Raw genomic sequence first — 23,522 nt, 5'->3', positions numbered from 1 at the left:
TCAGGCCCGCGCCAGCAGCCAGCGCACGATCTCCTCGCCGGCCGCCGCACCCGTGGCGTCGGTGACCGCGACCCGGGCGCCGGTCCAACCCTGCTCGTGCAGCTCGCCGTGCGCGGGACGGACGGCGGCGTCGGCGGCCAGCAGCATGGGGGCGTCGAGCAGGCTGTCGCCGGCGCACAGCAGCCGCGGCGCGGGCCCCTCCCCCGCGAGCAACCGGCGCAGCCGCAGCAGCCCGGCGGCCTTCGACAGCCCCGCGGGGACGACGTAGACCTTGCGGCCCTGCACGCTCAGCGTGGCGCCCGCGGCCGTGGCGGCGTCGGTGGTGGCGGCCAGCCAGTCCTCGGGGATGCCGTCGCGGGAGTGCGCGACGAGGTACCCGAACAGGCCCTCGGCCGCGCGCACGGTGCGCACCCACGGCTCGCCGGCCACCGCCTCCAGGGGCGCGAGCAGCTCGGGCAGCGGCGCGGCCTCCGCGGCGGTGGTGGCCGCCCAGGCGTCCCAGTCCGGGTCGCGGACGCCGTCGGCGAGCAGCACGCCGCCGTTGCCGCACAGCGCGTACCGGGGCACGACCGGCAGCCGCACCCGGCCGTACTGGGCCTCGGTGCGGGTGGTCACCGGGACCAGGACGGCGCGGCGGGACAGCTCGGCCAGCAGCTCCCAGGACGCCGGCGTCGCGGAGCTGAGCGGGGCGCCGTCGAGGTGCTCGACCACCTGCAGGCCCTCGGTCGTCCCGGCCGCGGACGCCGAGTAGATGAGCGTGCGGTCGAGGTCGACGGCGGCCACGGTGGTCGGCCCGGTGGCGGGCAGGACGGCGGTCACCGGCCCACCGGCCGGATCAGCCCGACGCACGAGTACGGCAGGTCGGGGACCTCCACCAGCGGCACCCCGCGGGCCCGCGCGAGCGCGACGACGTGCCGCAGGTCCTCCGCGCGGTCCGGGCGCACCAGCACCTGCCAGGGCACCCGGCGCAGCAGCACGCGCGTGGTCTCCCCCACCCCGGGCTTGACGAGGTTGACGTCGGCGATGCCGAACTCGGCGGCGATCGCCTCGACGGCGGCCCACCCGGCCCAGGTCGGCCGGCGCCCGGCGGGCGGGACGTCGTCGGTGGGCGGGGTCGCGGGGAAGGCGGCGGCGACGGTGTCGACGAACAGCGCGGAGACGTCGGCGCCGGCGAGCTCGGCGTAGTACTTCGCGCCGTGGAACATGCCCGGGCCGATGAGGTCCTCGCGCAGCACCGTGCGGCTGACCAGGCCCGACACCGTGCTGTTGAGGCAGGCGCTCGGGATGAGGAAGTCGTCGCGCGTGCCGTACAGCTCGGTGCAGACGCCGGGGTCGGCGAGGACGGCGAGCCGGTCGTCCAGCGCGGCGTCCTCCGGGTGCGCGGCGGCCCAGGCGGCGACGGCCTCGGTGAGCTGCCGCTGAATCGCGCCCTTGCCGGTCCAGCCGTCGACGAAGCGCACCGCCGCCGCCGGGTGCCGCGCGAGCACGTGCGCCATGGCCACCTGGTCGATGCCGCGGCCCCGGATGATCGAGACGGTGTAGTGCGGCACCTCCACGCCGCGCGAGGCGAGGAACCAGCGGCGCAGCAGCACGCCGATCGGCGTACCGGCGCGGGCGAGGGAGACGAGCACAGGCGTCTGCCCGGACGCGGCCGCGGCGTCCCAGACCAGCTCGCCGACCCGGGCGACGGCGTCGGCCAGGCGCTGCGCGGAGGCCTCCAGCGCGGCGGTGAACAGCGCGAGGTACGCCTCGTCGGGCTGGTACTCGACCGGCAGCATCTCCGAGTAGTGGGTGCCCGACTGGATGGCCTCCTCGCGGTCCTCCGTGCCGCGCTCGAGCGCGACCGAGGACAGGTCGGTGAGCAGCCAGGTCACCTCCTCGGGCGCGTAGGAGCCGAACCGGCCGGGGACGGCGGGCGCGAGGCCCGGCTGCAGCGCGGTCACGGGGCCGGCTCCGAGAGCGGCACGGGCACCAGGTGCACGGCGCGCGCGGCGAAGGGGCGCAGCGCCTCGGCCAGCGGGGCGGCGTCGGCGGCCGGGGCGTCGACGACGACCACGACGTCGTCGGCGCGCAGGTCCGACCAGCGCCCGGGCGGGACGGCGGCCGGGTCGGCGAGGTTGTGCACGAGCGAGGTGCGCGACGGCTCGTCGGGAGCGGGGAAGGCGAGGCTGCGGCGCAGGGCGTAGCCGGGGTCGTCGGCGGCGTGCACGGGGCTCCGGGTGGTCGACTGGGCGGTGACGGGGACGCCGGCGAGCCGGCCGGCCAGGGCGGCGGCGAGCACGGTCGGCGCGTACATGAGCTCCTCGGTGCCGAGCACGAGGACGCCGCGGCTGCCGGCGAGCGCCGGGGCGAGCGCGGCGGCGGCCTCCGCCGCGGCCCGCTGCAGCGCGGCGGTGCCGGCGGCGGTCAGGCCGTGCCGGGCGGTGGTCGGCGCGCCGGCCGGCCAGAGCCCGGCGTGCACCCGCACCCCGCCGGGCGCCCCGGACGGCGGCGGCGCCGGGGCGGGCAGCGCGGCGCGCGCCGCGGCGGCCCGGGACAGCACGTCGTCCGGCAGGTCGAGCGACGTCCCGAGGACGGCGGCGACGTCGACCCGTACCCCCAGCTCGGCGGCGCGATCGGCGAACGCGGCCCGGGCGGCCGGCGGGCGGGCGTCGAGCAGCGTGGCGACGACGTAGCGCTCCCGCGGCCAGCGGGCCTGCAGCTCGGCGACCGTGTTGAGCACGGTGCGGCCGCTGGTCAGCTCGTCGTCGACGAGGACGAGGGGGCCGGGGGCGTCCAGCGACACCGCGCCGGCCGGCTGCAGCGCGTGCGCGACGGCGTGCGAGTGCTCCTCCTCGAACGCCGCGGCCACCGGCACGCCCGGGTGCACGCGGCGGGTGGTCGACAGCGCCGGCGCCCCGAGCCGGGCGGCGACGGCGTGCCCGAGGCCCGTGGCGGTCTCGCAGTAGCCGACGACCAGCCCGGGCGTCCGCCCGCCGAGCAGGGCGGCCACCTCGTCGCCGAGGGCGTCCGCGGCGGCGAGGACGTCGGCCGGCGGCACCGGCACGTGCTTGCCGAGCACCCGGGAGACGACGAGGTGCGCGCGGCGCGGGTTGTCGCGCAGGGCCAGGCCGCACAGCGCGGCGAACCGGCCGGGGTCGGCGGGCCGCACGTCGAGCAGGCGGGAGACGGTGCCGCCGATCCCTGCGGCGACGACGTCCCCGCAGGGTCCTGCGGCGACGACGTCCCCGCCGGGTCCTGCGGCATCGGGGAGCGTGGCGGTCACGCGCGCCGCGCCTCCCCCGCCGCGAACACCTCGGCGAGCCGGCGGCTGCCGGCCGCCAGCAGCTCGACCAGCGCGGCCTCGTCGGCGACGACGCCGTAGACCGCGGCGCGGCGGCTGATCAGCTCCGCCCACAGCGCGTGCGGGCCGATCTCGTTCATCCGCCCGTGCTCCGACACCGCGATGCCGCCCCGGCCGCGGGCGGTCAGGATCTCCAGGGCGTCGTCGTACTCCGTGCGGGAGACGGTGAGCAGGGCGTTGACCACCGACACGTGCGCCGGGTGGATGACGGTCTTGCCGAGCACGCCGTTGGCCTTGTCGAGGGCCACCTCGCGCACCAGGCCGTCGAGGTCGCCGGCGATGAGCTGCTGCCGCAGCGGGCCCTCGTCCTGCTGGGTGAAGGGCGACTGGCGCAGCTGCGGCTTGAAGAGGCGCTGCCCGGGGATGTGCTCCCACACCGCGCCGGTGACCACGTGCTCGCCGCCCCGGGTGAACCGGTTGACGACGTCCGCGAGGCAGTCGCGGACGACGGCGACGTCCCAGATGGTGGTGTCGCGGTCGCGGCGCAGGCCGAACAGCCCCGACAGGTCGGTGCCGCCCACCCGCAGGCACAGCACGATCTCGCGGTGCGCCTCGACGACCGCGGCGAGGGAGGCCAGCGCCTCGGCGCGGGTCTCCCGCCAGGCGAGGTCGGGCGTCTCGAGGATCGGCATGCCGTACAGCGGCAGGCCGGTGGCGGCGCCCACCTCGGCGATCGCCTCGAGCATCGGGCCGAGGGTGGCGCCGGTGGCCTTGGGCAGGCTGAAGCCGGTGAGCCGGGCCAGCGCCGGACCGGCGGCCAGCGCGATCGAGCGGATCTGCCCGGGCGTGCGCACCCGCACGAACACCAGCGGCAGCGCCGCCGGGTCGCCGTCGGCCACCCGGCGGTCGAGGCGCTGCAGGGCGGCGACGACGTTGGCCTCGGCCTCCCCGACCGCGGCGTGCGGGATGGCGTCCTCCAGGCACCAGACGGTGCTGGTGGCGCCGACCGCGGCGGCCCGGACGGCGTCGGCGTCGAGGGCCGGCCGGGTGCCGGGGCTGTAGAGGGTGGCGCCGAGGGCCAGGGCGAGCTGGGCCCGTGGCGTCGCCGGGCCGACGTCCCCGGGTGGGACGGCGAACAGCCGGGCACGCTCGACGTCGGTCAGGTAGGCGAAGTGGCGCACGTCAGATCCCTCTCACCCTCTGCTGGATGCGGGCTGGCCGCCGTCGGAACGGCAGGTGTCGGGCCGGGAACGGTCAGGGACGGGTGCGGCTCAGGGACGGAGCAGGCCCTGCGCGCGGGCCCGCTGGAGCCAGCCGGGGTACTCCGTCATGAGCCGGTCGAACAGCGCGTCGTCGCTGATCGGCCGGCGGCCCATGAGGTCGTCCTGGTCGACGGCGAAGAAGTCGGCGTTGTCGGTGTAGCGGCCGTCGAGGTCGTCGAGCCGCTGCAGGTAGGAGAACTGCCGCTCCGGGCCGATGCCCATGAACTGCCAGAACACCGGCTCGTAGGACGCCGCCTTGATCTGCCGGGTCGCCACCGACTTGTCGCTCGGGGCGCCGTCGGTGAGGAACATGACGTAGACGGGCACCTGCGCCGGCTGCGGCTCGACCCGCTCGCGGCTGTCGCCGAAGTACGCCTGCCGGACGGCGGCCATCGCGGCGCCGTAGCGGGTGTCGTACTCCAGCGGGTACTGCCGGGTGAGGTCGGCGATGTACTGCTGGTGGCCCTCCAGGCGCAGACCGGGCTCGGGCCGGTGCACGTCCTTGCCGAACAGGAAGACGTCGACGACGCCGTCGTCGTCGAACCGCAGGCCGAGCGCGAGCACCCGCTCGGCGAGCCGCTGGACGGCGCCGGCGCGGTAGAGCGCGGCCATGGAGCCGGAGATGTCGAGCACCAGCGCGACCCGGGCGGTGTGCTCGCCGAGGCCCCGCTTCTCCAGGCTGACGCCGGCGGTCTTGACCAGGCTGAGCATCTGCGGCGCGGAGGTCGCGAGCTTCTTCTCGAGGTCGACCAGCCGGCGCTTCTCCATGCTGACCGGCGGCGCGGCCGGTGCAGCAGGAGCCGGCGGCGGGGCGGCGGCAGGCGCGGCGGCCGCTGCGGTGGGCGCTGCGGCGGCGGGCTCGTCGTCGACGCTGACGCCGACGTCGGTGGCCAGGCCGGCCAGGCCGTTGGTGTAGCCCTGCCCGACGGCGCGGACCTTCCACTCGGCGCCGCGGCGGTACACCTCGGCGAACACGAGCGCGGTCTCGGGCCCCGCGGCGAGCTCGCAACGCACCGCGGCCGGGGCGCCGCCCTCGGCGCCCACCTCGACGGCGAGCCCGGAGAGCCCACCGAAGGTGCCGGCGCCGTCGAGCGAGGCGCCGATGACGACCTTCTCGACGTCGGCCGGGAGCGCCGCGGGGTCGATGCGCACCTGGTCGACGGTGGCGCCGCCGCGGGCGGACTTGCCGAGGTGGCGCACCGCGCCGCCGGCCCCCGCGGGCTGGTTGTAGAAGACGAAGTCGTCGTCGCTGCGGACCCGGCCGGCGCCGGTGGTGAGGAACGCCGAGAGGTCGGCGTCGACCCCGGGCGCGGGCTTCCAGGTGAGGGTGACGACGACGGGGCCGGTCAGGCCGGCCTGGGCGAGGCCGACGTTGCCGCCCCGGGTGAGGACGTGGACCACCGGGCGGCTCAGGCGGGGTGCGCCGGGCGGCGGCGGGGGTATGCGGACACGGCGGGTCCTCCGGGTCTCGGGGGGCTCGGGGTGCGGCGGGCGGGGTCCCCGCCGGCCGGGACGCCGGACCCGGACGCGGTGGCGTCCGGGCCCGGCGAGGGGTGCGGCAGGTCAGCCGACGTTGACGCCGAAGTCCTGGGCGATGCCGCGCAGGCCGGAGGCGTAGCCCTGGCCGACGGCGCGGAACTTCCAGTCGGCGCCGTTGCGGTACAGCTCACCGAAGACCATGGCGGTCTCGACCGAGGCGTCCTCGGTGAGGTCGTAGCGGGCCACCTCGGAGCCGTTCGCCTGGTTCACGATGCGGATGAACGCGTTGCGGACCGCGCCGAAGTTCTGCTTGCGGTTGTCGGCGTCGTAGATCGACACCGGGAAGACGATCTTGTCGACGGTCGGCGGGACGCCGGCCAGGTTCACCTGGATGACCTCGTCGTCGCCCTCGCCCTGCCCGGTGAGGTTGTCACCGACGTGCGTGACCGAGCCGTCCGGGCTGCGCAGGTTGTTGAAGAAGATGAAGCCCGAGTCGTCCGGGGTGACCCGTCCGCCGGCGTCGAGCATGATCGCCGACGCGTCCAGGTCGAAGTCGCCGCCGGCGAACGTGTTGACGTCCCAGCCGAGGCCGACGTTCACGGCGGTCAGACCCGGCGCCTCCTTGGTCAGCGAGACGTTCCCGCCCTTGGAGAGGCTGACACCCATCTGTTGAGCTCCCATGACTGTCGTCGAGCGCCGCGGCGGTCGCCGCTGCGCAGCGCACCGGCGGGCCGGTGCGACCGGGGGACGCGGGCGCGGGCGCCCGGCACCGTCCCCCGGCACCGCCGCACCGGGTGCCGGTCGGGCACCCGGCGGAGCGGACGTGTCTCGGATACTGCCGCACGGCCACCCGGGTGAACAGGTGCCGCGACCCGTGTGCCGGGCGGGGCCGGGCGGGAGCCGCCCGGGGGCCCGCCCGGCCCGGCCGGGTCAGGAGGAGCGGTGCCCGCCGCGCTCGTCGGCACGCACCGCAGGCGACACGTCGCCGTCGGTGCGGACGGTCGGGGTCCCGGTCTCCCCGGCGACGGCGGCCGCGTCGTGGCCCGCGCTGGGCTCCGGGGCGCCCACCGCGGCGGCCTCGCGGGCGTCGCGGCGGCTGCGCGCCAGGCTCGCCACCGTGGTGACGGCCAGCGTGACGACGATGACCAGCAGCGACAGCCAGGTCGGGATCTCCGGGATGGCGGTGACGTGCTCGCCGCCGTTGATGAAGGGCAGCTCGTTCTCGTGCAGCGCGTGGATGAGCAGCTTGATCCCGATGAAGCCGAGGATGACCGCCAGGCCGTAGTGCAGGTAGACGAGACGGTCGAGCAGGCCGTCGATGAGGAAGAACAGCTGGCGGAGGCCGAGCAGCGAGAAGGCGTTGGCGGCGAAGACCAGGAAGGTCTCCTCGGTCAGGCCGAAGATCGCCGGGATCGAGTCGACGGCGAAGAGGATGTCGGCGCTGCCGATGGCGACCAGGGCGATCGCCAGCGGGGTGATGAAGCGCTTGCCGTCGAGCTTCGTGGTCATCCGGTCGCCGTGGTAGTCCGACGTCGTCGGGACGACCCGGCGGACCAGGCGCAGGAAGCCGTTCTCCTTGAACTCCTCGTCGTCGTCGCCGCCGGCCCGCGCCTGCGCGACCGCGGTGTAGATGAGGAACGCGCCGAAGAGGTAGAAGACCCAGCTGAAGTTCTCGATCGCCGCGGCGCCGAGGAAGATGAAGACCGTCCGCAGGATCAGCGCGAACGCGATGCCGAACAGCAGCACCTTCTGCTGCAGCTCCCGGGGCACCGCGAAGCTGGCCATGATCAGGACGAAGACGAAGAGGTTGTCGACCGACAGGCTCTTCTCGGTGATGTAGCCGGCGAAGTACTCACCGCCGTACTGGCCGCCGGCGAAGATCCACACCCCGATGCCGAACACGACGGCGATGGCGACGTAGGCCGCCGACCAGGTGGCCGCCTCCCGCAGCGAGGGCGCGTGCGGGGTGCGCACGTGCCCGACGAAGTCGAACGCGATCATCGCGATGATCGCGCCGACGGTGATCGCCCACACCCAGAAGGGGACGTCCATACGGTGGTACCTCCGGTCCACTGGCAGTTGTCAGCACCGGAGGTCTCTCCCACCGACCGCATCGCGGTCGGCCGGTGGCGCCGGGGTCCTGCGGCCCGTGCTGACGACGCCACCGCGGCGGGATACTCCCCTCCACGCAGGACCCGGTCCGCGAGGCGCAGGAACGTCGCACGGGTGGATCCAGGACGCTCAACGGGCGGCGGGGCGCGGCGGGTTCCCGACTCGGGCAGACGGTTGCGTCCGTCTCACCCGGTGGTGTCCGCAGGCCGCGGGGCCGGCGCACCGGCCGGCCCCGCGGGCCCGGTCAGGCGTGCGCGGCGTCGAGCTGGCGGAGCTCCTTCTTGAGCTCGGTCAGCTCGTCGCGCAGCCGGGCGGCCACCTCGAACTGCAGCTCGCGGGCGGCGGCCAGCATCTGGTCGTTCATCTGGCTGATCAGGTCGGCGAGCTCCGCGCGCGGCAGGCCCTGGACGTCGATCGCCCCGGCCTTGCCCTTCGCCTTCGTCTTCGACGACAGCCCCGGCACCGGCGCCTTGCCGCGCGACTGCTGCCGGCCCGACCCGCCGACGAGCTCGGCGCCGCCGTCCTCCGCCTCGCGGTAGATCCCGTCGAGGAGGTCGACGATCTTCTTGCGCAGCGGCTGCGGGTCGATGCCCCGCTCGCGGTTGTAGGCGATCTGCTTCTCGCGGCGCCGGCTGGTCTCCTCGATCGCCGTGGCCATCGAGGGCGTGATCGTGTCGGCGTACATGTGCACCTGGCCGGACACGTTGCGGGCGGCGCGGCCGATCGTCTGGATCAGCGACGTGCCCGACCGCAGGAAGCCCTCCTTGTCGGCGTCGAGGATGGCCACCAGCGAGACCTCGGGCAGGTCGAGGCCCTCGCGCAGCAGGTTGATGCCGACCAGCACGTCGTACTCGCCCTGCCGGAGCTCCCGCAGCAGCTCGACCCGGCGCAGCGTGTCGACCTCGGAGTGCAGGTACCGGACCTTGATGCCGAGCTCGAGCAGGTAGTCGGTGAGGTCCTCGGCCATCTTCTTGGTCAGCGTGGTGACCAGGACCCGCTCGTCCTTCTCGGTGCGCTCGCGGATCTCGCCCACCAGGTCGTCGATCTGGCCCTTGGTCGGCTTGACGACGACCTCCGGGTCGACCAGGCCGGTCGGGCGGATGACCTGCTCGACGACGTCACCCTGCACGCGGCCCAGCTCGTAGGGGCCGGGGGTGGCCGACAGGTAGACGGTCTGGCCGATCCGGTCGGTGAACTCCTCCCACTTCAGCGGGCGGTTGTCCATCGCCGAGGGCAGCCGGAAGCCGTGCTCGACCAGCGTCCGCTTGCGGCTCATGTCGCCCTCGTACATGCCGCCGATCTGCGGGACGGTCACGTGCGACTCGTCGATGACCAGGAGGAAGTCGTCGGGGAAGTAGTCGATGAGACAGGCGCCCGCGGAGCCCGGCGCGCGGCCGTCGATGTGCCGGCTGTAGTTCTCGATGCCCGAGCAGAAGCCGACCTGGCGGATCATCTCGATGTCGTAGGTGGTGCGCATGCGCAGCCGCTGCGCCTCCAGCAGCTTGCCCTGCTTCTCGAGCTCCGCCAGCCGCCCCTCGAGCTCGGCCTCGATGGTGCCGATCGCCCGCTCCATCCGCTCGGGGCCGGCGACGTAGTGGCTGGCGGGGAAGACGAACAGCTCCTGGACCTCGCGGACGACCTCGCCGGTGAGCGGGTGCAGGTAGTACAGCCGCTCCACCTCGTCGCCGAACATCTCGATCCGGACGGCGAGCTCCTCGTAGACCGGGAAGACCTCGATCGTGTCGCCGCGCACCCGGAACGTGCCGCGGGTGAAGGACAGGTCGTTGCGGGTGTACTGCTCGGTGACCAGGGTGCGCAGCAGCTCGTCACGGTCGCGCTCCTCCCCCACCGAGATCTTCAGCGCCCGCTCGACGTACTCCGACGGCGTGCCCAGGCCGTAAATGCAGGAGACGGTGGAGACCACGACGACGTCGCGCCGCGTGAGCAGGCTGTTGGTGGCCGAGTGCCGGAGCCGCTCGACCTCCTCGTTGATCGACGAGTCCTTCTCGATGTAGGTGTCGGTCTGCGGGACGTAGGCCTCGGGCTGGTAGTAGTCGTAGTACGAGACGAAGTACTCGACGGCGTTGTCCGGCAGCAGCTCGCGGAACTCGTTGGCCAGCTGGGCGGCGAGCGTCTTGTTCGGCGCCATCACCAGCGTGGGCCGCTGCACCTGCTCGATGAGCCAGGCGGTGGTGGCCGACTTCCCGGTGCCGGTGGCGCCCAGCAGCACCGAGTCCTGCGTGCCGGCGTTCACCCGCTCCGCGAGGGCCTTGATGGCGGCCGGCTGGTCGCCCGAGGGCTGGAACTCGCTGACGACGCGGAAACGCCCCTGGGTGGGCCGGATGTCGGTGGTCGCGCGCACGGGGACGACGGTACGACCGGCGTGCGACAGAAACCGCTGGGACGGGACGTGCGACTGCGCCGGGCGGGACGGACGGGACCGTGCCGGGAGGCCGGGAGGGGCCTCGGTGCTCGTCCCGGCGTGCCGTCCCCGCTAGCGTGTCGCCTCGCAGGAGCGCGCAGGGACCAGTGCCACCCGGACAGGGCGAGGTCGGACCCGGCGCCGCTCCCCGGCCGCCGGACGGGCGCCGCCGGACCTGCGCACGACGCCCCCCGCGGCCCCGCCGTGGGGGGCGTCGTCGTCGCGGCACCGGGACCACCGGGACCGCCGGGACGGGCGGGACGTGACCTGCACCGCGGCAGGTGTGGGCCGGGCCGGATCGGGCAAGGGACGGGCGGGCACCCCGTGCCCAGACCCCCTGCCGACGGCCGTGGCGGGGGGCCACCGCGCCCCGGACCCCCGCCCGCGGCGCCCCGTGCAGGAGGAACGACGTCCATGACCCAGCCCCGGACCCAGGTGTGGCCCGGTTCCGCCTACCCCCTCGGCGCCACCTACGACGGCACCGGGACGAACTTCGCGATCTTCAGCGAGGTCGCGGAGAAGGTGGAGCTCTGCCTCTTCGACGAGGCGGGCAACGAGGAGCGGATCCGGCTCCCCGAGATGGACGGCTACGTGTGGCACGCCTTCCTCCCCGGCATCCAGCCCGGGCAGCGCTACGGCTTCCGCGTGCACGGCCCCTACGACCCGGAGAACGGGCAGCGCTGCAACCCGAACAAGCTGCTGCTCGACCCCTACGCCAAGGCCATCGACGGCAACATCGACTGGGACGAGGCCTGCTTCGGCTACCGCTTCGGGTCCGGTGAGCGCAACGACGACGACTCCGCGCCGCACATGCCGAAGTCCGTCGTCGTCAACCCGTACTTCGACTGGGGCGTGGACCGCCCGCCGCGGACGCCCTACAACAAGACGGTCATCTACGAGGCCCACGTCAAGGGGCTGACGATGACCCACCCGCGCATCCCGGAGGAGCTGCGGGGCACCTACGCCGGCATCGCGCACCCGGCGGTCATCGAGCACCTGCAGTCCCTGGGCATCACCGCGATCGAGCTCATGCCGGTGCACCAGTTCGTCCAGGACGACACGCTGCTGCAGAAGGGCCTGCGCAACTACTGGGGCTACAACACGATCGGCTTCTTCGCGCCGCACAACGAGTACGCGCAGCAGACCGACGGCCAGCAGGTCCAGGAGTTCAAGGGGATGGTCCGGACGCTGCACGAGGCCGGCATCGAGGTCATCCTCGACGTCGTCTACAACCACACCGCCGAGGGCAACCACATGGGCCCGACGCTGTCGTTCAAGGGCATCGACAACCGGACGTACTACCGGCTGGTCGAGGGCGACGAGCAGTACTACATGGACACCACGGGCACCGGGAACTCGCTCAACGTCCGCACCCCGCAGGCGCTGCAGCTGATCATGGACTCGCTGCGCTACTGGGTGACCGAGATGCACGTCGACGGCTTCCGCTTCGACCTCGCCTCCACCCTGGCCCGCCAGTTCCACGAGGTGGACCGGCTCTCGGCGTTCTTCGACCTGGTCCACCAGGACCCGATCGTCAGCCAGGTCAAGCTCATCGCCGAGCCGTGGGACATCGGTGACGGCGGCTACCAGGTCGGCAACTTCCCGGCGCTGTGGACCGAGTGGAACGGCAAGTACCGCGACACCGTCCGCGACTTCTGGCGCGGCGAGGACGCCACGATCGGCGAGTTCGCCAGCCGCATCTCCGGCTCGGCCGACCTCTACAAGCACTCCGGCCGCCGGCCGGTGGCGAGCATCAACTTCGTCACCGCGCACGACGGCTTCACCCTCAACGACCTCGTCTCCTACAACGAGAAGCACAACGAGGCCAACGGCGAGGACAACAACGACGGCGAGAGCCACAACCGCAGCTGGAACTGCGGCGTCGAGGGCGAGACCGACGACGCCGAGGTGCTGGAGCTGCGGGGGCGCCAGCGGCGCAACTTCCTCGTGTCGCTGATGCTCAGCCAGGGCGTGCCGATGCTGCTGCACGGCGACGAGCTCGGCCGCACGCAGGGCGGCAACAACAACGGCTACTGCCAGGACTCCGAGCTGACCTGGATCGACTGGGACTCGGTCGACGAGGGGCTGCTGGAGTTCACCAAGCTGGTCACCCGGCTGCGCACCGAGCACCCGACCTTCCGCCGCCGCCGGTTCTTCCACGGCCGCCCGGTGCGCCGCGAGGAGGGCGACCCGGTGCAGGACGTCGCCTGGTTCACCCCGGCCGGTGAGCTGATGAGCGACGAGGACTGGGACGCCGGCTTCGCCAAGTCGCTGGCCATGTACCTCAACGGCCACGGCATCCGGGAGACCGACGAGCGCGGCGAGGACGTCGTCGACGACTGCTTCTACCTGGCCTTCAACGCCCACCACGAGCCGATCGAGTTCACCGTGCCGACGTCGGAGTACGCCGAGGGCTGGACGGTCGTCGTCGACACCGCCGAGATGGGCGCCGTCGAGCCGGTGCAGGTCAAGGCCGGCGACACCGTCCGGGTCGAGGCGCGCGCCACCGTCGTCCTGCAGGCCGCCCCGTGACCGAGGCGACCGACGGCGACGCCGCCCGCCGGAGGGCCGTCCCGACGGCGACCTACCGGCTGCAGGTGACCGCCGACTTCACCCTCGACGACGCCGCGGCCGTGGCCGGCTACCTGGCCGACCTCGGCGTCAGCCACGCGTACTCCTCGCCGCTGCTGCGCTCGGCGGCGGGGAGCACGCACGGCTACGACACCGTCGACCACGCGCACGTCGACGAGTCGCGCGGCGGGCAGGAGGGCTTCGACCGGCTCGTCGCCGCGCTGCACGAGCACGGGCTGGGCCTGGTGCTCGACCTGGTGCCCAACCACATGGGCGTGGCCGACCCGGCCGAGGCGCCGTGGTGGTGGGACGTGCTGCAGCACGGGCGCGACAGCGCGCACGCGTCGGCGTTCGACGTCGACTGGGACTTCGGCGGCGGGCGCATCCGCATCCCGGTGCTGGGGTCGGCCGACGACGTCGAGAAGCTCGAGGTCGTCGACGGCGAGCTGCGCTACTACGACAACCGCTTCCCCCTCGCCCCCGGCACCGGCGACGGCACCCCACAGGAGGTGCACGACCGGCAGCACTACGAGCTGGTCGACTGGCGGCGCGCGGACGCCGACCTCAACTACCGGCGGTTCTTCGCCATCAACACCCTCGCCGGGCTGCGGGTGGAGGACCCGGAGGTCTTCCGCGCCACCCACGAGCTGGTGCTGCGGATGGTCGAGGACGGTGCCGTCGACGGGCTGCGGATCGACCACCCCGACGGCCTCGCCGACCCGAAGGGCTACCTCGACCGGCTGGCCGAGGCCTCGGGCGGGCGCTGGACCGTGGTCGAGAAGATCCTCGAGCCCGGCGAGGACCTGCCCGACAGCTGGCGCACCGCCGGCACCACCGGCTACGACGCGCTCGCCGAGGTCGGCGACGTCCTCGTCGACCCGGCCGGCGAGGCGGGCCTGACCGCGCTCGACACCGAGCTGGCCGGCCGGGAGGTCGACTACGCGCAGCTGGTGCGCGACTGCAAGCGCGAGGTGACCGACGGGATCCTCGGCTCCGAGGTCGCCCGGCTGGTGCGGGTGATCGGCGAGCTGCCCGGCGTCGACGCCGCGACGCAGACGGAGGCCCTGGCCGAGCTGCTGGCCACCTTCTCGGTCTACCGCAGCTACCTGCCCGACGGGCGCGAGCACCTCGACGCCGCGGTGGCCGCCGTGCGCGACCGCCGGCCCGACCTGGTGGCGGCGGTCGACGCGCTGCACCCGGTGCTGGCGCAGGCCGGCACCGAGGCGGCCACCCGCTTCGAGCAGACCAGCGGCCCGGTGATGGCCAAGGGCGTCGAGGACAGCGCCTACTACCGGTGGGCGCGGTTCGTGGTGCTCAACGAGGTCGGCGGCGACCCGGCCCGCTTCGGCGCCACCGCCGACGAGTGGCACGAGGCGCAGGCCCGGCGGCTCGCGCGCAAGCCCGAGTCGATGACCACCCTCACCACGCACGACACCAAGCGCAGCGAGGACACCCGGGCCCGCCTGGCCGTCCTCGCCGAGGTCACCCCCGAGTGGGCCGACCTGGTGCGCGGCTGGCTGTCGCGCCACCCGCTGCCCGACCGGCCGCTGGCGCACCTGGTGTGGCAGAACCTGGTGGGCGCCTGGCCGCTCTCCCGCGAGCGGGCGCACGCCTACGCGGAGAAGGCGGCCCGGGAGGCCGGGCTGTCGACGACGTGGACCGACGTCGACGAGGAGTTCGAGGCCGCGCTGCACGCGATGGTCGACGCCGCCTTCGACGACGCGACGACCCACGGCGAGATCGAGGCGTTCGTCGCGCGGATCGCGCCGGCCGGGCGGTCGAACGGGCTGGCGCAGAAGCTGCTGCAGCTGACGATGCCCGGCGTCCCCGACGTCTACCAGGGCACCGAGCTGTGGGACCACTCGCTGGTCGACCCGGACAACCGCCGGCCGGTCGACTACGACGCGCGGCGCGCGCTGCTGGCCCGGCTCGACGGCGGGGAGGTGCCGGAGGTCGACGACACCAGCGCGGCGAAGCTGCTCGTCACCTCGCGGGCGCTGCGCCTGCGCCGGGACCGCCCGGAGCTGTTCACCGGCTACACGCCGGTGCGGGCGACCGGCAGCGCGGCCGGCCACGTCGTCGCCTTCGACCGCGGGTCCGCAGAGCAGGGTGGCGCGGTTCCCGTGGCGACGCGGCTCCCCGTGGCGCTGGCGGCGTCGGGCTGGGGCGACACCGCGCTGGCGCTGCCCACCGGCGCCTGGCGGGACGTCCTGACCGGCACCCGGGTGGTCTCCGACGCGGGCGGGACGCCGGTGGGCGAGCTGCTCGCCCGGCTGCCGGTGGCGCTGCTCGTCCGCGACTGACGGGCGGCTGCGGCTGGGGCGCGTGAGGCGTCGCGTGACCTGACCGTTACCGTGGCCCGGCGCTCTCCCACACCGGGAGGGCGCCGGAGCCGGCCCGCCGAACCCCGTCCACCGGCCTCCGCACCTCTGCACAGCCAGGACGGGGGTGGGGGACCCATCTCGGCGTCTGCGCCGTGGTCACGGGGGGACCGGACCAGCGCCTGGGGGTGAAGCCGCACGTCCGTGCGGCCGGGGCACCGATCGCTCCGAACCCGACAGCTCACCTCGCAGGCGGCGGATCGGAGTACCCCCATGCGCACGTCCACGTCCCTGCTCCGCCGTGCCCTCGTGACCACCGGCGCGGCCGCGGTCGCACTCGGCGTCGCCGCCGGCCCGGCCTCGGCCGCCGCCCCCAACGACTGGGACGCCGTCGCCGCGTGCGAGTCCAGCGGCAACTGGTCGATCAACACCGGCAACGGCTACTTCGGCGGGCTGCAGTTCAGCCAGAGCACCTGGGAGGCCTTCGGCGGCCTGTCCTACGCGCCGCGCGCGGACCTGGCCACCAAGGAGCAGCAGATCGCCGTCGCCGAGCGCACGCTCGACGTGCAGGGCCCCGGCGCCTGGCCCACCTGCGGCAAGGCCCTGGACCCGTCGGCGCCCGAGGCGGGGTCCCCCGCCGCGGCACCGGCCCCCGCTGCCGCCCCGGCCGCCGCCTCCGAGGCCCCGGGCGAGGCGTACACCGTGGTCCGCGGCGACACCCTGGCGAAGATCGCCCGGGCCGAGGGCGTCGACGGCGGCTGGCGCGCGCTGTGGGCGGCCAACCGCGACGCGGTGCCGGACCCGAACCGCATCTCGGTCGGCCAGGTGCTGCAGCTCCCCTGAGCCGCACGGCGGCCGGGGGGCTCCCGCTCCCCGGCCGCCCGGCGGTTGACCGCAGCACGGGCGGGCATGTCCACCCGGTCATCCCGCACCGCCTCTGGAGGTCCCCGCATGTCCGCACCCGTCGAGTTCGCCGTCTGGGCGCCCGTGCCCGAGCGGGTGCGCGTGCAGGTCGACGGTGCCGTGCACGACATGCGCCGCGACGAGCACGGCTGGTGGCGCGCGGAGGTCGAGGCCGGCCCCGACGCCGACTACGGCTTCCTGCTCGGCGACGACGACACGCCGCGTCCCGACCCGCGCGCGCGGCGGCAGCCCGCCGGCGTGCACGGCCTCTCCCGCCGGTTCGACCCGTCCGCGCACGCCTGGGGCGACGGCGCGTGGACCGGGCGCCCGCTGGCCGGCGGCGTCGTCTACGAGATGCACGTCGGCACGTTCACCCCGGAGGGCACGCTCGACTCGGCCATCGACCGGCTCGGCCACCTCGTCGACCTCGGCGTCGACTTCGTCGAACTGCTGCCGGTGAACACCTTCGACGGCACCCACAACTGGGGGTACGACGGCGTGCTCTGGTACGCCGTGCAGGAGAGCTACGGCGGCCCGGCGGCCTACCAGCGGTTCGTCGACGCCTGCCACCAGCGCGGCCTCGGCGTCATCCAGGACGTCGTCTACAACCACCTCGGGCCGTCCGGGAACTACCTGCCGCTGTTCATGCCGATCTTCAGCGAGGGCGGCGCGAACACCTGGGGCGAGTCGGTGAACCTGTCGGGGCCGGACTCCGACGAGGTGCGCCGCTACATCCTGGACAACGCGCTGATGTGGCTGCGGGACATGCACGTCGACGGGTTGCGGCTCGACGCCGTGCACGCGCTGGTCGACGAGCGGGCCACCCACGTGCTGGAGGAGATGGCGCGCGAGGTCGCGGCGCTGTCGGTCGCGGTGCGCCGGCCGCTCACGCTCATCGCCGAGAGCGACCTCAACGACCCGCGCCTGGTCACCCCGCGCGTCGCGGGCGGCACCGGCATCGACGCCCAGTGGAGCGACGACCTGCACCACGCGCTGCACGCCACGCTGACCGGCGAGGGGCAGGGCTACTACCGCGACTTCGCCGAGGCCGGGCTCGGCGGCGTGGCCAAGACGCTCACCGGCGCGTTCTTCCACGACGGCGCCTGGTCGAGCTTCCGCCGCCGGCACCACGGCCGGCCGGTGGACACCGCCCGCCTGCCGGGCTGGAAGTTCCTCGGCTACCTGCAGGACCACGACCAGATCGGCAACCGCGCCGTCGGCGACCGGATCTCGGCCACCCTCTCCCCCGGCCTGCTCGCCGTCGGCGCCACCCTGGTGCTGACCAGCCCGTTCACCCCGATGCTGTTCATGGGCGAGGAGTGGGCCGCGGCGACCCCGTGGCAGTTCTTCACCAGCCACACCGACCCCGACATCGGCCGGGCGACGGCGGAGGGCCGCAAGGGTGAGTTCGCCGGGCACGGCTGGGACGCCGACGAGGTGCCCGACCCGCAGGACCCGGAGACCTTCCTCCGCTCGAAGCTCGACTGGTCCGAGCCGGAGCGGGAGCCGCACGCCCGGCTGCTGGAGGTCCACCGCGAGCTGCTCGCACTCCGGCGGGCGCACCCCGAGCTGGCCGACGCCGACCTGTCGGCGGTCGAGGTCGGCTGGGACGAGGACGACCGCGTGCTGGTCGTGCACCGCGGCTCGCTGCGGGTGGTGGCCAACCTGTCCGGCGAGGAGCGGGAGGTCGACCTCGACCGGACGGCGACCGCCGTGCTGTTCGCGACGTCCGGCGAGCCGGCGCTGGACGGGACGACGGTGACCCTGCCGGCCGAGAGCGCCGCGGTCCTCAGCACCTGATGCGCCGCCTGCACCCGGACCCCGCGGGCGACCTGTCCGACGGCGACCTCGCCGACGCCTACCGGCTCCCGCCGGGCCGGTCGCTGCGGGTGGACTTCGTGACCTCCCTCGACGGCGCGATCGCCGTCGGCGGGCGGAGCGCGGGGCTCGGGTCGCCGGGGGACAAGAGGGTCTTCCGGACGCTGCGGGCGCTCGCCGACGGCGTGCTGGTGGGCGCCGGCACGGCCACGGCGGAGGGCTACCGGCCCGTGGACGCCGACCCCGCCGTGGCCGCGCTGCGGTCGTCGCTCGGGCGGCCCACCGGGGCGCCGGTGGTCGTGGTGTCGCGGCGGGCGTCGCTCGCCCCGGACGGCCGGCTGGCGGTGCCCTCGACGGTGCTGGTCACCTGCGCGGCGGCGCCCGCCGACCGCCGGGCCGTCCTCGCCGCCGCCGGGGTGGACGTGCTCGTCTGCGGGGACGACGACGTCGACCTGCCGCTGGCCCTCGACGAGCTCGCCGGGCGCGGGCTCGAGCAGCTGGTGTGCGAGGGCGGGCCGGCGCTGCTGGCGGCCGCGCTGGAGGCGGGCGTCGTCGACGAGCTCGACCTGACCCTCTCCCCCGCGCTGGTCGGCGGCGAGGCGCGGCTGGTCGGGCCCGCGCTGCGCGACGTCGTCCGCCCGCGGCTGCTGCAGGTGCTGGAGGAGGAGGACGGCGTCCTGTTCACCCGCTACGCGGTGGGCGCGGCCCGCGCCTGACCGACGGGCGGCGCTCGCGTGGGGGTCCGCGGCGCCCAGATGGGTGCCCGGGCCCCATGTCCGCAGGTCGGGGCGTCCCTAGCGTCGTCACCGGACCCGCCATCCCGGGCGGGCCGCGACCCCAGGAGGACGTCATGGCCAAGGCCGTCGTCAGTCTCGTCACCGGTCTCGAGGACCCGGAGAAGGTCACCGTCGCGATGCTCATGGCCGTCGGCGCCGCCGAGACCGGCCGCGAGACGGTCGTGTTCGCGGCCAAGGAGGCCGTCCGGCTCGCCCTGGAGGGCACCGCGGTCGGCACCGCGTGCGCCGGGTGCCCGCCGCTGCCCTCGCTGATGGACCGCTTCCTCGCCGCGGGCGGCCGCTGGTTCGTCTGCCCGGTCTGCTTCGAGGCCAAGCAGCTCGACGCCGGGCGGCTGGTCACGGGCGCCGAGCTGGCGGGCACCGTCCCGCTCTGGACGTGGATCGGCGACGAGGGCGCCACCACCTTCAGCTACTGAGCAGCCCCAGTTCCGCCGCCCGGCGGACCGCCTCCCGCCGGCCGCCGGCGCCGAGCCGGCCGAGGACCGCGGTGACGTGGTGCTCGGCCGTCCGCGGCGAGACCACCAGCCGCGCGGCGATCTCCGCGTTGGTCAGCCCCTCGGCCAGCAGCCGCAGCACCTCGGCCTGCCGGGCGGTCAGCCCGGCCGGGTGGGCACGGGTGGTCCCCCGCCGCCCGTGCCGGACGGCGAGGCCGAGCTCCCGCATGCGCCGGGTCACCCGCGCGGCCAGCGGCGCGGCGCCCAGCGCCCGCGCCGTCTCCAGCGCCTCGCCCAGGGCGTCCGCGTCGTCGAGGGAGGAGAGCCACAGCGCGCGGTCGTGCGGCCAGCCGAGGGCGCCGAAGGCGTCGGCGGCGGCCCGGGGGTCCCCGGCCAGCAGGGCCGCGTGGGCGGGCGCGGCCGGGCCGGCGCCGTCGTGGCGCACCCCGGCGAGCGACGCCCAGGCCGCCAGCCGCCCGCCACCCCACCCGGCGCCACCGGCTGCCCGGGCCAGCTCGACGGCGCGGGCGGCGCGCGCGGTGGGCAGCGGTCCTCCGCGGACGAGCGCGTCCTCGACCGCCAGCTCGAGCACGGGCACGAGGCGCTGCAGCTCGCCGGTGCGGTCGGCCCGGGCCGCGACGTCGGCCAGCCGCTCGTCCGCGTCGGGGTCGCCGCGCCGCACGGCCCGCTCGGCCAGCAGCGTGCGGGCCAGGAGGTCGCTCACCGAGCCGTCGCGGCCGGCCTCCGCGCGGGCGGCGGTCTCGACGTCCACCGGATCGCCGGCGCGCAGCCGCAGCCACGCCGTCGTGAGCCGGGCGTAGCCGCCGAGCGCGTCGACCTCGTGCGCCGCGGCGTGCGCGGCCGCCCGGTCGGCGGCCGCTCGGGCGGCGTCCGGCCGCAGCCACAGCAGCTGCGTCCAGGCCAGGTTGACCAGCGCGCGCACCGCCTCGTGGTGGTCACCGGCCGTCGCTGCCGCCCGGTGCGCGTCCTCCAGGGTGGCCGTGGCGGTGGGGTCGGCCTGCGCCTCGACGGTCCCGGTGGTCACCCGCGCGTGCGCGGCGGTGGCGGCGTCGCCGAGCCGGTCGGCCAGCGCGGCCGCCCGCCGGCCCTCCGCGAGCGCCTCCTCCGCGCGGTCGCCCAGCATGGCCAGCTGCGCGACCGCGGCCCGGGCGCGCGCCAGGTCGGCGGAGTCGCCGAGCGGCTCGAGCAGCGCGACCGCCGCCGCGGCCTCCCGGCGCGCGGCCGCGCCGTCCCCGGCGTACCAGTGCAGCCGCGACCGGACCTGCGCGCACCGGCCCAGCCCCCGCCGGTCGTCGGTGGCGCGGTGAGCGCCCGCGGCCGCGTCGACGGCCGCCAGCGCGTCGGGCACCTGCCCGGCCAGGTAGGCCGCACCCGCCAGCTCCTCGAACAACGCCGCCCGCTCCGCGTCGGGCAGCGCCCCGGCCAGCGGCACCGCCCGGCGGTAGTGCGCGGACGCCTCGCGGGTGGCGCCCGCCGCCGCGGCGGCCCGGGCGGCGGGCAGCGCGGCCGCGGCCAGGGCGGCGACGTCGCCGGCGGCCTCCGCGTGGTGCACGAGGTCGGCTGGGTCGGCGCCCAGCCGCTGCAGCGCGGCGAGGACGGCCGCCGACAGACGGCGCCGGTCGGCGGCGGCGAGCGTCTCGGCGACGGCGGTGCGGGCGAGCTCGTGGCGGAAGGCGACCGCGTCCGGGCCGACGGTCAGCAGGGCGGCCCGCTCCGGCTCGGCGGCGGCCACCGGCCACCCGGGGAGGACCGCGTCGAGGACGCCGGTGCCCGCGCGGGCGGGGACGACCGACACGAGCTCGACCAGCGCCCGGGCTGCCGGGGAGAGGGCGGCGACGCGGCCGGTGACGGCGTCGCGCACCGACGGCGGCGGCGCCGTCGTGCCCGCGGCGGCCAGCTCGGTGACGTAGAAGGGGTTGCCGCCGGTGAGGGCGTGCACCCGCGCCGCGCCGTCGCCGACCTGCTCGCCGACGAGCTCGGCGACCGCCGCCTCCGACAGCGGCGCCAGCGGCAACCGGGTGACCGCCGCCGGCGGCAGGGTGGCGAGCGCCGACCGCAGCGGCGCCCCGCCGTCGGGCTCGGCGTCGCGGTAGGTGAGCACCAGGACGGCGGGCAGCCCGGTCACCCGCCGGCCGACCGTCCGCACGAGGTCGAGGGTCGCGTCGTCGGCCCAGTGCACGTCCTCGAGCACCAGCACGGTCGGCCGCGACAGCTCCGCGAGCAGCGCGTCCGCGACGTCGCCGCGACCGGCCAGCGCCACCGCCAGCGGGCCACCGACCTCGCGGGCGACGTCGCGCAGGGGCCCGAGCGGGCGCGGCGTGGCCAGGTCGTCGCAGCGGCCGGTGAGCACGCGGACTCCGGGGACCCGGGCGGCCGGCCCGGTCACCAGCGCCGTCTTGCCGATGCCCGCCTCCCCGGTGACGAGCACGACGCCCCCGCGGCCGGCCGCCGCCGACCGCGCGGCCGCGGCGAGGGCGGCCGACTGCTCCCCGCGCTCGAGCAGGCGCACGCCCGGACGCTAGCCCCCGCGGGCGCCGTCCCGGTCAGTCGTCGCCGCGGCCGCCCCGCCCGTTGCCGTTCCCGTTGCCGTTCCCGCGGCCGTTGCCGTTCCCGTTGCCCTCGTCCTCGTCCTCCTCCTCGGCGGGCGCCGGGGAGGGCGCCTCCGGTGCCGGCGCGGTGGTCGGCGCGGCGGAGGTCGGCGGCGGGGCGACGGCGTGCGTGACGGTGACGACCGTGCCGGGCGCCAGCGCGCCGACGGGGTCGAGGGTGATCACCTGGCCGTCGGGGACGTCGGCGGTGGTGACCGGGCGCAGCGTCACCTGGAGGCCGCGGGCGGTGAGCTCCTGCTGCACCTCGCCCACGGGGCGGCCGACGTGGTCGGCGGCGGTCACCGCGACCGTCGGGTCCGGGGCCGGTGCGGGTGCCGACGACGTGGTCGTCGGGGTCGCCGGGGTCGCGTCCCCGCCGTCGCCGGCGTTCGCGAGCACCACGCCGACGACGGCCAGCGCCGCGAGCAGCGCCCCGAGCGCGAGCACCAGGCCCCGGCGGCGCCGGGGAGCCGATCCCGCCTCCGGTGCAGGCGTCGACGGGGCGGGCGGCGTCAGCACCCGGGTGGCCGGCGGCGGGACCGCGCCGCCCAGGACCGCGCCGCCCAGGGCCGCGCCGCCGAGGACCGCGCCGCCCAGGACCGCGGTGTCGGCGCGCGCGAGGGCGGCCGCGCCGGCGGCGGGCCCAAGGCCCGCGTCGAGCGCCGCACGCAGGGCGCCGCCGTCGGGGAAGCGACGGGCCGGGTCCTTGTCCAGCGCCCGCTCGACCACCGCCCGCAGGCCCGCCGGGACCGTCTCCGGCAGGGGCGCGGGCTGGGCGTGCACCTGCATGAGCGCCACCTGCATGGGCGTCTCGCCGTCGAAGGGCAGCCGCCCGGTGAGGCACTGGTAGCCGACGAGGCCGAGGGAGTAGACGTCGCTGGCCGGGGACGCGGGCAGGCCCGACACGAGCTCCGGCGCCATGTACTGCGCGGTGCCGATGACCTGCCCGGTGCCGGTGAGCGCGGCGCTGGCCGCCGACCGGGCGATGCCGAAGTCGGTGATCTTCACGGTGCCGTCGGCGGCGACCAGGACGTTGCCGGGCTTGACGTCGCGGTGCACGACGCCGGCCGCGTGCGCCGCGCCGAGGCCCGCGGCCGCGTCGCGGAGCAGCCGCGCCGCCTCCGCCGGGTCGAGCGGGCCGCGGGTCAGCACGCCGGCCAGCGACTCGCCCTGCACCAGCTCCATGACCAACCAGGCGACCGGCTCGCCGTCGGCGCCGTCGGCCCCCTCGCCGTAGTCGAACAGCGTGGCGATGTGCGGGTGCACCAGGCCGGCGGCGTGCTGCGCCTCGGCGCGGAACCGGGCGCGGAAGGTCGGGTCGCCGTTGAACTCGCCGCGGAGCACCTTGACCGCGACGTCGCGCCGCAGCAGCTCGTCGCGCCCGCGCCACACCTGCCCCATGCCGCCGGTCGCCAGCAGGGACAGGAGCGTGTACCGGCCGCCGAGCACCCGGCCGCCCGGCGCGGCGTCTGTCCCCTGCTGCATCCCCCGAGGATCCCGCACGCCCGGAG

Annotated in this window: 16 protein-coding genes and 1 riboswitch; of the genes, 6 read left to right on the top strand and 10 right to left on the bottom strand. The window is 75.9% G+C overall.

Features of this window, described 5'->3' with window-relative positions:
- The 8 genes from WA616_RS22205 to uvrB all read right to left on the bottom strand — a co-directional run bounded on the left by WA616_RS22205 (position 1) and on the right by uvrB (position 10,498).
- Positions 1-819, bottom strand: a complete 819-nt coding sequence (locus tag WA616_RS22205; RefSeq protein ID WP_336033253.1) for a hypothetical protein — start codon at positions 817-819, stop codon at positions 1-3.
- Positions 816-1,943, bottom strand: coding sequence for a cysteine protease StiP family protein (locus WA616_RS22200; RefSeq protein ID WP_336033252.1), 1,128 nt, complete (start codon positions 1,941-1,943; stop codon positions 816-818). The genes WA616_RS22205 and WA616_RS22200 overlap by 4 nt, the downstream gene beginning before the upstream one ends.
- Positions 1,940-3,265 carry a phosphoribosyltransferase domain-containing protein gene (locus WA616_RS22195; protein WP_336033251.1) on the bottom strand — a complete coding sequence of 442 codons (1,326 nt, stop codon included), beginning with the start codon at positions 3,263-3,265 and terminating at the stop codon, positions 1,940-1,942. Before WA616_RS22195 ends, WA616_RS22200 begins: the two co-directional genes overlap by 4 nt.
- On the bottom strand, positions 3,262-4,464 hold the full coding sequence (locus WA616_RS22190; protein ID WP_336033250.1) for an HpcH/HpaI aldolase/citrate lyase family protein: 1,203 nt from the start codon (positions 4,462-4,464) through the stop codon (positions 3,262-3,264). Before WA616_RS22190 ends, WA616_RS22195 begins: the two co-directional genes overlap by 4 nt.
- Before the next feature lie 90 nt (positions 4,465-4,554).
- A complete protein-coding gene (locus WA616_RS22185) occupies positions 4,555-5,946 on the bottom strand; it encodes a VWA domain-containing protein (RefSeq protein WP_336033249.1) in 1,392 nt (463 codons plus the stop codon).
- A 162-nt stretch (positions 5,947-6,108) separates the two neighbouring features.
- Positions 6,109-6,690, bottom strand: a complete 582-nt coding sequence (locus WA616_RS22180) for a TerD family protein (protein ID WP_336033248.1) — start codon at positions 6,688-6,690, stop codon at positions 6,109-6,111.
- A 264-nt stretch (positions 6,691-6,954) separates the two neighbouring features.
- On the bottom strand, positions 6,955-8,076 hold the full coding sequence (locus tag WA616_RS22175) for a TerC family protein (RefSeq protein WP_336033247.1): 1,122 nt from the start codon (positions 8,074-8,076) through the stop codon (positions 6,955-6,957).
- Positions 8,077-8,380: 304 nt separating this feature from the next.
- The gene (gene uvrB / locus WA616_RS22170; RefSeq protein ID WP_073420313.1) at positions 8,381-10,498 is read right to left on the bottom strand and encodes an excinuclease ABC subunit UvrB; all 2,118 of its coding nucleotides are present in this window, start codon (positions 10,496-10,498) and stop codon (positions 8,381-8,383) included.
- 474 nt (positions 10,499-10,972) lie between these two features.
- On the opposite strand from uvrB, the gene glgX reads away from it, so the two are divergent.
- From glgX to WA616_RS22140, 6 genes are all read left to right on the top strand, one after another.
- Positions 10,973-13,090 carry a glycogen debranching protein GlgX gene (gene glgX, locus WA616_RS22165; protein WP_336033244.1) on the top strand — a complete coding sequence of 706 codons (2,118 nt, stop codon included), beginning with the start codon at positions 10,973-10,975 and terminating at the stop codon, positions 13,088-13,090.
- Positions 13,087-15,432, top strand: a complete 2,346-nt coding sequence (treY, locus tag WA616_RS22160; protein ID WP_336033243.1) for a malto-oligosyltrehalose synthase — start codon at positions 13,087-13,089, stop codon at positions 15,430-15,432. Before glgX ends, treY begins: the two co-directional genes overlap by 4 nt.
- A gap of 159 nt (positions 15,433-15,591) precedes the next feature.
- A riboswitch (cyclic di-AMP (ydaO/yuaA leader) is annotated at positions 15,592-15,718 on the top strand.
- Positions 15,719-15,723: 5 nt separating this feature from the next.
- On the top strand, positions 15,724-16,293 hold the full coding sequence (locus tag WA616_RS22155; protein ID WP_336033241.1) for a transglycosylase family protein: 570 nt from the start codon (positions 15,724-15,726) through the stop codon (positions 16,291-16,293).
- A gap of 108 nt (positions 16,294-16,401) precedes the next feature.
- Positions 16,402-18,153 carry a malto-oligosyltrehalose trehalohydrolase gene (gene treZ / locus WA616_RS22150; protein WP_336033240.1) on the top strand — a complete coding sequence of 584 codons (1,752 nt, stop codon included), beginning with the start codon at positions 16,402-16,404 and terminating at the stop codon, positions 18,151-18,153.
- Positions 18,153-18,887, top strand: coding sequence for a dihydrofolate reductase family protein (locus tag WA616_RS22145; RefSeq protein ID WP_336033239.1), 735 nt, complete (start codon positions 18,153-18,155; stop codon positions 18,885-18,887). The genes treZ and WA616_RS22145 overlap by 1 nt, the downstream gene beginning before the upstream one ends.
- Before the next feature lie 134 nt (positions 18,888-19,021).
- Positions 19,022-19,384 (top strand): peroxiredoxin, encoded by a 363-nt coding sequence (locus tag WA616_RS22140; RefSeq protein ID WP_336033238.1) that lies wholly within the window; start codon positions 19,022-19,024, stop codon positions 19,382-19,384.
- On the opposite strand, the gene WA616_RS22135 is transcribed toward WA616_RS22140, so the two are convergent.
- Both WA616_RS22135 and WA616_RS22130 read right to left on the bottom strand, forming a co-directional pair.
- Positions 19,374-21,932, bottom strand: coding sequence for an ATP-binding protein (locus WA616_RS22135; RefSeq protein WP_336033237.1), 2,559 nt, complete (start codon positions 21,930-21,932; stop codon positions 19,374-19,376). The genes WA616_RS22140 and WA616_RS22135 overlap by 11 nt on opposite strands.
- 34 nt (positions 21,933-21,966) lie before the next feature.
- Positions 21,967-23,496, bottom strand: coding sequence for a serine/threonine protein kinase (locus WA616_RS22130; RefSeq protein WP_336033236.1), 1,530 nt, complete (start codon positions 23,494-23,496; stop codon positions 21,967-21,969).
- Between the last annotated feature and the right edge of the window lie 26 nt (positions 23,497-23,522).

It is taken from the genome of Geodermatophilus sp. FMUSA9-8 (genome assembly GCF_037034165.1).
GTDB lineage: Bacteria > Actinomycetota > Actinomycetes > Mycobacteriales > Geodermatophilaceae > Geodermatophilus > Geodermatophilus nigrescens.
This window is presented reverse-complemented; position numbering and strand designations above follow the sequence as displayed.